This is a genomic window from Arenimonas sp. (assembly GCF_044348765.1).
Taxonomy (GTDB): domain Bacteria; phylum Pseudomonadota; class Gammaproteobacteria; order Xanthomonadales; family Xanthomonadaceae; genus Arenimonas.
On sequence record NZ_JBIKSE010000004.1, the window covers coordinates 1 to 10,707 of the forward strand.

General features: G+C 59.1%; 8 protein-coding genes and 1 riboswitch. Of the genes, 5 read left to right on the top strand and 3 right to left on the bottom strand.

Annotated elements, in window-relative coordinates; all coding sequences use genetic code 11:
* The 5 genes from ACIQ0Q_RS01365 to ACIQ0Q_RS01385 form a co-directional block, all read left to right on the top strand.
* A partial coding sequence (locus tag ACIQ0Q_RS01365) for an alpha amylase C-terminal domain-containing protein (RefSeq protein WP_395771151.1) occupies nucleotides 1–1,001 on the top strand: 1,001 nt, incomplete at its 5' end.
* Nucleotides 998–3,106, top strand: a complete 2,109-nt coding sequence (glgX, locus tag ACIQ0Q_RS01370) for a glycogen debranching protein GlgX (protein WP_395771152.1) — start codon at nucleotides 998–1,000, stop codon at nucleotides 3,104–3,106. The genes ACIQ0Q_RS01365 and glgX, both read left to right, overlap by 4 nt.
* Nucleotides 3,103–4,623: a 4-alpha-glucanotransferase gene (malQ, locus tag ACIQ0Q_RS01375; protein WP_395771153.1), complete on the top strand. Its 1,521-nt coding sequence runs from the start codon at nucleotides 3,103–3,105 to the stop codon at nucleotides 4,621–4,623. Before glgX ends, malQ begins: the two co-directional genes overlap by 4 nt.
* A gap of 52 nt (nucleotides 4,624–4,675) precedes the next feature.
* On the top strand, nucleotides 4,676–6,394 hold the full coding sequence (locus ACIQ0Q_RS01380) for a glycoside hydrolase family 43 protein (protein WP_395771154.1): 1,719 nt from the start codon (nucleotides 4,676–4,678) through the stop codon (nucleotides 6,392–6,394).
* Nucleotides 6,391–6,894 (top strand): GNAT family N-acetyltransferase, encoded by a 504-nt coding sequence (locus ACIQ0Q_RS01385; protein WP_395771155.1) that lies wholly within the window; start codon nucleotides 6,391–6,393, stop codon nucleotides 6,892–6,894. Before ACIQ0Q_RS01380 ends, ACIQ0Q_RS01385 begins: the two co-directional genes overlap by 4 nt.
* 3 nt (nucleotides 6,895–6,897) lie before the next feature.
* Here ACIQ0Q_RS01385 and thiC read toward each other — a convergent pair whose 3' ends face one another.
* The 3 genes from thiC to ACIQ0Q_RS01400 form a co-directional block, all read right to left on the bottom strand.
* Nucleotides 6,898–8,757, bottom strand: a complete 1,860-nt coding sequence (gene thiC, locus ACIQ0Q_RS01390; RefSeq protein ID WP_395771156.1) for a phosphomethylpyrimidine synthase ThiC — start codon at nucleotides 8,755–8,757, stop codon at nucleotides 6,898–6,900.
* A 33-nt stretch (nucleotides 8,758–8,790) separates the two neighbouring features.
* Nucleotides 8,791–8,879, bottom strand: a riboswitch (TPP riboswitch).
* A 160-nt stretch (nucleotides 8,880–9,039) separates the two neighbouring features.
* Nucleotides 9,040–9,747 carry an SIMPL domain-containing protein gene (locus ACIQ0Q_RS01395; protein ID WP_395771157.1) on the bottom strand — a complete coding sequence of 236 codons (708 nt, stop codon included), beginning with the start codon at nucleotides 9,745–9,747 and terminating at the stop codon, nucleotides 9,040–9,042.
* Nucleotides 9,748–9,833: 86 nt separating this feature from the next.
* On the bottom strand, nucleotides 9,834–10,694 hold the full coding sequence (locus ACIQ0Q_RS01400) for an alpha/beta fold hydrolase (RefSeq protein WP_395771158.1): 861 nt from the start codon (nucleotides 10,692–10,694) through the stop codon (nucleotides 9,834–9,836).
* Between the last annotated feature and the right edge of the window lie 13 nt (nucleotides 10,695–10,707).

Here is a 10,707-nt window from a genome sequence, read left to right on the forward strand (position 1 = left end):
AGCGCTGGGGCGTCGATGGTCTGCGTGTCGATGCGGTCGCCTCAATGCTTTACCGCGACTATTCACGCAAGTCCGGCGAGTGGCTGCCGAATGCCTTTGGTGGCCGTGAGAATCTGGAAGCGATATCCCTGTTCCAGCGCATCAATACCGAAATCGGTGGCAATCCCGGCGCCATCACCATGGCCGAGGAATCGACCGCATTCCCGGGCGTGACCGCGCCTGTGCCTGCCGGCGGTCTGGGTTTCCATTTCAAATGGAATATGGGCTGGATGAATGATTCCCTGCAGTACATGCATGAAGATCCGGTACACCGGCGTTGGCATCACGACAAAATCACCTTCAGTCTGGTGTATGCCTTCAGCGAGAATTTCATACTTCCGCTTTCGCATGACGAAGTGGTCCACGGCAAGGGTTCACTGCTGGCCAAGATGCCGGGCGATGACTGGCAGCGCTTTGCCAATCTGCGTGCATATTACGGTTTCATGTGGGGCCATCCGGGCAAAAAGCTGCTATTCATGGGTCAGGAATTCGCACAGCCGACCGAATGGCGGCATGACCAAGCCCTGCCCTGGTCGCTGCTGGAGGATGCGCGTCATGCCGGCATCCAGCGACTAATCCGCGATCTCAATATGCTGTACCGCGAACAGCCGGCTCTGCACACCAAAGACTGCGAGCCCGAAGGCTTCCGATGGCTCAATGGCGGTGATGCCGATAATTCGGTACTGTCCTGGCTGCGCGATGATGGCTGCGGAAATCATGTCATCGTGCTCTCCAACATGACGCCGGTGCCGCGTCCGAGTTACCGCATTGGTCTTCCGGAAGGCTTGAGCTCGCGTTGGCAGGAGGCCCTGAATACCGATTCGCGCCATTACGGCGGCAGCGATGTGGGCAATACCGGTGCCGTGCTGCAAAGCGAGGTCCTAGCCGCCGACGGCCATGCCAATTCGCTGGCCGTAAGCTTGCCACCGCTGTCCACTGTGTTTCTGGTACCGTCATCATGACTGTTCTGCCCGAATGTCTGGAGCCGGGACGGGATGCGCCACTGGGCGCGCATGCCGGCGAAAGCGGCGTCAACTTCGCGGTCTTTTCGCAGCGTGCCGAAGCCATCGAGCTCTGTCTGTATGCCGATGATGGCGCCACCGAACTGAAACGCTACCGTTTACACGGTCCGGACGACGGCATCTTTCATGGTTTTCTTGACGGCGCCACGGCAGGACTGTATTACGGCTACCGCGCGCACGGCGAATACCGGCCGGAAAACGGAAGGCGTTTCAATGCCAACAAACTGCTGCTTGATCCTTATACGCGCGCCATCGAAGGCCATTTCGACTGGCAGGACCAACACCATGGCTGTCTGCGTGATCACCCGGAAGGCGACCGCCGAGCCGACGCCTGCGACAACGGCGCCAGTTCACTGAAAAGCCGTGTGCTGGCCGATCCAGGGCCGGGACCGGGCAGCGGCAACCGGCCGCGCCATGCCGCGGCCGACGTGGTGCTGTACGAACTGCATGCCAAAGGTTTCAGCATGCAGCTGCCGGGTATTCCGGAGGAACTGCGTGGCAGTTTCGCGGCGCTCGCGCATCCGGCGGCCATCGCACATTTCAAAAAGCTTGGAGTCACCACACTGTCTCTGCTGCCGGTGCAGTACGCACTCAGCGAGCGGCATCTGACCGAAAAAGGCCTGATCAACTACTGGGGATACAATCCGATCGGTTTTTTCTGTCCGGATCCGCGTCTGTGTGCGGCTAGAACGCCGGAGACGCAGCGCGAAGAATTCCGGCAGATGGTACACACCCTGCATGCGCATGGTCTGGAAGTGGTCATTGATGTGGTGTTCAATCACACTGCAGAAGGCGGTGCCGACGGCCCGACCTTAAGTTTCCGCGGCCTCGATAATGCCAGCTGGTATATGTTGGTGCCGGATGACCGCAGCCGTTACGAAAATCACAGTGGCTGCGGCAACACCCTGCGCGTGGTACATCCGCGTGTGGCGCAGTTCGTGATGGATGTGCTGCGCTATTGGGTCGAAGTGATGGGTGTTGACGGCTTCCGTTTCGATCTGGCACCGGTGCTCGGCCGCACCCGGCAGGGCTTCGATGCCTCGGCTCCGTTTTTCACGGCATTGCGCCAGGATCCGGTTTTGGCCGGTGTGCATTGGATCGCCGAGCCCTGGGACACTGGCCCCGGCGGTTATCAGCTTGGCCGTTTCCCCGGAAAATTCCTGGAGTGGAATGACCGCTTCCGCGATGCCGTGCGCGGCTACTGGCTGGGTACCGGCGTCAGCCGCGGTGAATTCGCGCGCCGGGTTACCGGATCGAGCGACCTGTTCCACCATGGTGGCCGGCAGCCGGTCGCCAGTGTCAATTTCGTGGCCGCGCATGACGGCTTCACGCTGCAGGATGCCGTGAGTTACACCCAGAAACGAAATCAGGCCAACGGCGAAGACAACCGTGACGGCCATGCCCATGAGATCAGCGTCAACTTCGGTGCCGAAGGCGACAGCCATGATGCCGCCATCCGCGATATACGCATTCGTGTTCGGCGCGCCCTGCTGGCGACGGTGATGGTGGCACAGGGCACACCGATGCTGTGCGCCGGCGATGAACTTGGCAACTCGCAGAACGGCAACAACAATGCCTACTGCCAGGACAATCCCACCGGCTGGCTGGATTGGTCCGCCGGCGACCGCGATCCGGGCACGGCCCTGCTGGTTTCGAAGCTGGCGGCGCTTCGCCGCATCAATCCGCTGCTGCGCCATCCGCGCTGGTTCGCCGACGAAGGCGACACTGGCAGCACACCGCAGTTGCACTGGTATACCGCAGCCGGCGAACGCATGGCCATTGCCGACTGGCACGACCGCAGCGACAGCGTGTTCGCCTGCCAGGTGCAGGACAGCGCGGAGGCGGTGCCGGATTCCTGCGTAGTGTTCAACCCGCAGAACGCCGACCGCGAGGTCGCTCTCGCGCATGGTCCGTGGCGGATCGTGCTGGATACCACCGCACCGGAAGCAGCGGCCTCGCACGAACCGATTTATCATATCAACGTTCCCGCGCACTCTCTGCTGATTCTCGCGCGCGCCCAAATTGCACAGGAGTTTCATCCATGATCGATCTGCAACAACGCCAAGCCGGTGTGCTGCTGCATGTCACTTCACTGCCCGGCCCAAACGGCATCGGCGACTTCGGACCGGATGCATTCCGATTCGTCGACTGGCTGGCATCGGCCGGACAGAAGATCTGGCAGTGGCTGCCGACCACGCCAATCGGACCCGGCGACTCGCCGTACCAGAGCGTGTCGGCCTTTGCCGGATCGCCCTTGATGGTGGCGCTTGAGCCGCTGCTGATGGCCGGCTGGCTGGGCAAACCGGAAATGCCGAAGGATGGATTCAACGCATTGCGCGTGGATTTCGCAAAGGTGGTGCCTTGGCGGCTGATCCAGCTGCGCGCCGCATTTGCCGGCTTTGTGGCCAAGAACAATGCTGGCGAACAGGCCGCGTTTTCCGCATGGCGCAGCCGCGAAGCGTCCTGGCTGGATGATTACGCGCTGTTCATGGCCCTGGAAACCGAAAACGCCGGCAAGGCCTGGTGGCACTGGCCGGAGGCATTGTGCCGTCGCGAAACCTCCGCTCTGGCCGACGCACGAACGCGTCTGCAGGATGAAATCGCATTCTGGGCGTTTGTGCAGTGGTGCTTCGACACCCAGCTGGCCGCGCTAAAGCAGTATGCCAACGGAAAAGGTATCGCCATCATGGGCGATCTACCGATATTTATCGCCCACCATAGCGCCGACTGCTGGTCGCGTCCGGACCTGTATACACTTGATGAACATTTCCAGCCTACCGTGGTCGCCGGTTGCCCGCCGGATGCAATGGCACCGACCGGGCAACGCTGGGGCAACCCGCTGTACCGCTGGGATAAAATGGCGGAAGAAGATTACGCCTGGTGGAGCGCCCGACTGAAACGGGCCTTGAATCAAGCCGATGTGTTCCGGATCGACCACTTCCGTGGCTTCGCCGGCTATTATGAAATTCCTGCGAGCTGTCCGACCGCCGAAGAAGGCCGATGGGTTCCTGGCCCAGGCAAGGCCTTGTTTGAAGCCATCGAGCGTATGCTTGGCCGGCTTCCGATTGTCGCCGAGGACCTCGGACTGATTACTGAAGACGTCATCGCGCTGCGTGATGGCTTCGCCTTCCCTGGCATGAAAATATTGCAGTTCGGCTTCGGTACCGACGGTACCGATGATTTCCTGCCGCACAACTGGAGCCGGAATTTCGTGGCCTATACGGGTACTCACGACAACGACACCGTGCGCGGTTGGTGGGATTCGGCCAGCGAACGTGAACGCGTTTATGCCGGCAGTTATCTGGCCACCGATGCCGGCGATGTGCATTGGGCAATGATCCGCGCCTGCTGCAATTCAGTGGCGGACATCGCAGTATTTCCACTACAAGACGTGCTCGGTCTGGACGGTGCGCACCGGATGAATGTGCCCGGCACCATCGGTGCGCATAACTGGACTTGGCGTTTCCACTGGGATTGGCTGGGCAGCGAGCCGGCACGCGTGCTTGGTCTGATCTGCGCTGCAAGCGGAAGGTCACCGGTCGCGCTGCTGCAACTGCCATGAGCTCCTTTCAGAAATTTTGATTCCTCTTCAACTTTACAAACCGGAGTTCGGCATGCCGTCAATGAAAAGCCCTTTTCTGGCTTTACTTATGTCTCTCGCCTCTGGTCTGGCATTTGCAATGCCAGCCGGTCATGAGTATGCAGCAGCTTCCGGGAAATTCAGCAACCCCGTAATACCGGGTTTCGCGCCAGATCCTTCGATCGTCCGTGTTGGTCAGGACTTCTATCTAGTCAGCTCCAGCTTTGAATACTTTCCGGCGCTTCCCATTTACAAAAGCCGCGACTTGGTAAATTGGACTTTGATAGGACATGCGCTTTCAGATCCCAATGTTTCCGGCCTCCACATGGTTGAATCCAGCGGCGGCGTGCAGGCAGCAACTATCCGTTACCATCAAGGTACTTTCTATGTCGTCACTACCCGCATCGTTGATGGGAAGATGGCCAGTTTCATCGTCACGGCAAGAAACCCTGAAGGACCATGGTCCGCACCGAAAATCATTACCGATGCCGTTGGCATCGATCCCTCGCTGTTCTTCGATGATGACGGTCGTGTCTGGTATACGGCAAACTGGATTCCTCCGGATCCCGAATTCGATGGACAGGCTGAGATTTGGTTGCAGGAGCTTGACCTAAAGCGTTTTGTCCTGAAAGGCCCCAGACATTTCATCGGACGCGGCTGCTGCCAGGGCGTCTGGGCAGAAGGTCCGCATATCTACAAACGGAATGGACGATATTATCTTCTGATCGCTGAGGGTGGCACATCCTATGAACATGCCGTTTCCATCTCAGTGGCCGATACCATCACCGGCCCCTACAAAAACAACCCACGAAACCCGGTTCTCACGCACCGCAACCTCAGCTACGACCATCCGATTACCGGGATTGGACATGCCGATCTGGTTGAACTCGATGATGGTCGGTGGTATGCGGTGGCGTTGGGCTGGCGGCTACTGGATGGCAGACATGGCATTCTGGGGAGAGAGACGTTTCTGGTGCCGGTCCTCTGGGAAAGCGAGCGCGAATGGTGGAAAGAAAACAAGCAGACCTTTCCGGTGTTCAGCCCGGATAGCGGCAAAGTGGAATCTCATTTTCCATTGCCTTTTCCCGCCCTACCCCAGGCAGCCCCTGCCGAATTCAGGGATGAATTCAATACCACGGCGTTGAATCCCGAATGGACGTTCCGGCGTGCACCAATCCGTCCTTTCCACAACCTTCGGGACAATACAGGCGAACTAAGGCTGTTTCCACAACCGGGTGCTTTTGCCGAACGTACTCAATACAGTTTTGTCGGCATTCGACAACGCCATTTCCAGTTCGAATCCAGCACTGTAATGGCCTTTTCACCGGAACATCATGAAGAAGCCGGCCTTGCCATCGTTCAAAAAGACAATGCGGCATATGCGATGACTTTGGCCAAATCGGTAAGCGGGAAAAATGTCATCCGCGTCTCTCAAATGACCGAGGCCGGGCCGACTATTTTATCGGAACAGGCCATATCGGAAACAAAAGTTTTCCTAAAGGTCACTGGCAATGCACTTGCTTACCAATTTTATTTTTCATTGGATGGCAAGTCATGGTTGGCGACAGGTCCAGTAATCGATGGCTCGACACTCTCTCCTGCTGTGCTTCGCGGCTTCAACTACACCGGTGTTTTTATCGGTCTGTACGCAACATCCAACGGATTGAAGTCAGATAATTATGCCGATTTTGAATGGTTCACCTACAGCCCCCGGTCTACCAAAGAAACCCTCGGTTTACGACGGACCCAATGATGTATAGAATTGCCATCCGCGATATATCGCAAGGCGACTTCGAGCGGATCGTCGAACTCAATGCCGCCGCCGTGCAGCACACCAGTGCGATGGATGCTTTGCGGCTGAAGGAATTGCAGACGATGGCAAATTGCAACTGGGTTATTACCGTTGACGGCACCGTCGTCGGCTTTCTGCTGGCCATGCGCGAACGCGCCGGCTACGCCAATCCCAATTATGATTTCTTCGCTGCACGGTATCCGGTATTTCTATACATCGACCGGATTGTCATCGCACCGGAACATGCCGGACTGAAACTCGGCACCCGCCTGTACGAGGCGCTGTTCGAACATGCACGTGCGCAGGGCGTTCCGGTGCTGACCTGCGAATACAATATCGAACCACCGAACGAGCCGTCGCGGCGCTTCCATGACCGGTTTGGTTTCAGCGAAATCGGCACGCAAGCACTGGACAGCGGCAGCAAGTGGGTTTCGCTGCAGGCCGCGCCAGTCAGGCAATAAAGGCTATTCCGGCCGGTAGACCTCGGCACCCTGTGCCAGGAATTCCTGGGATTTCTCGGCCATGCCTTTGGCCACATCCTGCTGGTCGGCGAACTCGCGCACGTCTTGGCTGATCTTCATCGAACAGAAGTGCGGCCCGCACATCGAGCAGAAGTGCGCGACCTTGTGCGCCTGTTTGGGCATGGTTTCATCATGGTATTCGCGCGCACGTTCCGGATCCAGACCGAGATTGAACTGGTCCTCCCAGCGGAATTCGAAACGGGCTTTGCTCAGTGCGTTATCGCGCGCCTGTGCGCCTGGATGGCCTTTGGCCAGATCGGCGGCGTGCGCAGCGATCTTGTAGGCCATCAGGCCTTCGCGCACGTCCTGCTTGTTGGGCAGGCCGAGATGTTCCTTCGGAGTCACATAGCAGAGCATGGCGGTGCCGTACCAACCGATCATGGCCGCGCCGATGGCGCTGGTGATGTGGTCGTAGCCCGGCGCGATGTCGGTGGTCAGCGGGCCGAGTGTGTAGAACGGCGCTTCGCCGCACTCGCGCAGCTGCTTGTCCATGTTTTCCTTGATCAGGTGCATGGGCACATGGCCTGGGCCTTCGATGATGGTCTGCACATCGTTCTTCCAGGCAATCTGGGTCAGCTCGCCGAGCGTCTCCAACTCACCGAACTGGGCCTCGTCATTGGCGTCGGCGATCGAGCCCGGACGCAGGCCATCGCCGAGCGAGAAGCTGACGTCGTAGGCTTTCATGATTTCGCAGATGTCTTCGAAATGCGTGTACAGGAAATTTTCCTTGTGATGCGCCAGGCACCACTTTGCCATGATCGAACCGCCGCGCGAGACGATGCCGGTGACGCGCTTGGCGGTCATCGGCACATAGCGCAGCAATACGCCGGCGTGAATAGTGAAGTAATCCACGCCCTGCTCGGCCTGCTCGATCAAGGTGTCGCGGAAGATGTCCCAGGTCAGTTCCTCGGCACGGCCGTCGACTTTCTCCAGCGCCTGGTAGATCGGGACGGTACCGATCGGTACCGGCGAATTACGCAGGATCCACTCGCGGGTTTCGTGGATGTTCTTGCCGGTCGACAGATCCATCACCGTGTCCGCGCCCCAGCGGATCGACCAGACCAGCTTTTCCACTTCTTCGGCAATGCCGGAAGACACCGCCGAATTGCCGATGTTGGCATTGACCTTGGTCAGGAAATTGCGGCCGATGATCATCGGCTCCAATTCCGGATGGTTGATGTTGGCCGGAATCACCGCACGGCCACGCGCCACTTCACTGCGTACGAACTCGGGGGTGATCTTCTGCGGAATGCTGGCGCCGAAATTCTCGCCCCGGTGCTGGCGCAGCAGATGCGCGTCGCTGATGGAATCGATACGCTGGTTTTCGCGGATGGCGATGTATTCCATTTCCGGGGTGATGATGCCCCGGCGGGCGTAATGCATCTGGCTGACATTGCCGCCGGCCAGCGCTCGCCGCGGCAGTGGCCGGTTGCCGAAACGCACGCCGTCGAGCGCGGCGTCGCGTTCGCGGGAGCGGCCGAACTCGGAACTCAGACCGCCCAGGATTTCGCTGTCGCCGCGCTCGGCAATCCAGGCCGAGCGCACCGGCGCCAAGCCGGCGAGCAGATTGATGGCAATACCGGCATCGGTGTACGGACCGGAGGTGTCGTATACGCAGAACGGATGGTTGATATCTTCACCGAACAGCTTCGGCGTCGGCGACAGCGCGATTTCGCGCATCGGCACGCGGATGTCCGGGCGTGAGCCTTCGACTTGGATTTTGCGGGAGCCGGGAATCGGCGCGGTTACCGATTCGGAAAGGGTCTGGGCCTGCTGCTGCAGCGGATTGAGTAGCGCGTTCATGGAAATCCTCGGGCAATGAACGCAGGCGGCCCGATGATCGAGTCCGAAGCTCCCTCCGGCGGTGTTAACCGCATCAGGTTCTAAGGGTATGTCTCAGCCGTCCGGCACCCCTGCTTGAGTGCGTATTAGACCATAAAAAACCCGCCATTCGGCGGGTTTCTTGGGCTTACCGGCCTTTCAGGCGGGCAGCGCGGCGACGGGCGCGGGCTTTTCTCATGACGGCGTACTCTGGATGAATTGATGACTATTGTCCCACAATCGACGGGTTCGCACCTGAACGGCTCAATCCGAGAGGTAATACTCGACCGTTGCCACCACCCGCACGGCCTTGATATGTGGGGTATTGGCATCGCGCGCCTCCAGGCTGAACTGACCCTGGCTGGCTGATTTGATCTTGCCGAGCTTGCTGTTGGAGTCTTCCGCGAATTTTTGGGCAACCTGGCGAGCATTGCGAGTCGCTTCTTCAATCATCTGCGGTTTGAGCGCATTCAGTCCGGAGAATTGATAATCGGTGGACTGATAGCCGCCGCCGACACCGACGCCCTGCTTGCCGAGCTCGGCGATCTGGGTGTTCATCGCGCGTACCAAATCGATGTTCTTGGTGTACACCGTGGCGGTCTGCGTCGCGTAATAGCGCAAGCCACCGCGGTTGTCGTCGGCGTACTGGCCCTTGTCATTCACGTTCGGCGCCGACAGCGTGATCTCCTCCGCCCTGAACCCCTTGTCGAGAAGGAACTGACGGACCTTGCCGCTGTCTTTCTCCAGCTGCGTATACACCGCGGAAAGCTCGTTACCGCTGGCGGCGAAGGTCACCGGCCACAGCGCGGTATCTGCCGGCACATTGCGCTCCGACAGGCCTTTGACCGTCACCGTGCGTTCGTATTCCTTGAACCGGATCAGGCTCTGACCGAGAGTCAGGCCCAGCAGCAACAGGCCGAACAGAATACCGCCGGCAAGAATCCAGGCGCTTTTGCTAGTCGAAGTGGACATAAGGTATTCCTCAGCGGAGTTTCGGCCTATTAGAGCAAAAGCCGGAGGCATTGGCGATGCCGCCCGCTACGCTGGTTATGCGGCGTTTATCCGCCGAAGGCCTCGAGCTGCTTCAGGGCATGTGGCCAGAGGGTGTCTTTATGGATACTGCGGAAGAAATTCAGATGCCCGATGGCACGGCCACCGAAATCCGCAGGACGCAGGGTTTCCATGGCGACACTGCGCGCGTTCGGATAATGCGCAATCAGGCTGCGCACCGCTTCCGGGGTGCCCCAGGGGTCGTCACTGACCTGGTACAGATGCAGGTGGCCTTTGAACGCCAAAGCATTGCCACGGGGATCGAACTGGCGGGCATCGAATACGAAATCGGCCTGCTGAGCCCATTCGGCGAATTCGCGGCCGAGTTTCGCCGGCAGATCATGGCTCAAGCCTGCCCAGCCCGGCCAGTATCCGAATAAGGCCGTGGTTACCGGCACCAGGGCCGTCCAGGCGAACCAATGGAAATAACGATGCGGACGTGCCATCAAGGGCCAATACGCGGACAAGGCGGCGACTCCGAGCAAGCCGTCAATGCGCGGACTGGCATAGGTCAACGCGGGCATCCAACCGCCGACACTGTGACCAACGATGTACAGCGGCTGGCTCGGATGGCGTGCGCGCATCCAGTCGATGACCGCCGGGTAATCTTGCTCGGCCCATGAGGAAAATCCGATATCCGCATAGTCACGGATTGGACGCAGTTTCGATTGACCGACGCTCCGGAAATCGAAGGTAAGCACGTCGTATCCGTGGCCGGAAAGATACTTGCAGAAGTTGTAGTAAAACGTCTGCGGCACCGCCGTGGCCGGACCAACGATGACACTGCGACCGCGCCGGAAACCTGTTGCCGCAGGAAAAAGATGAGCGATCAGGCGGTCATCGTTGATGGCAATGTCGACTTTCTGCATCAGCAGGCTCCGA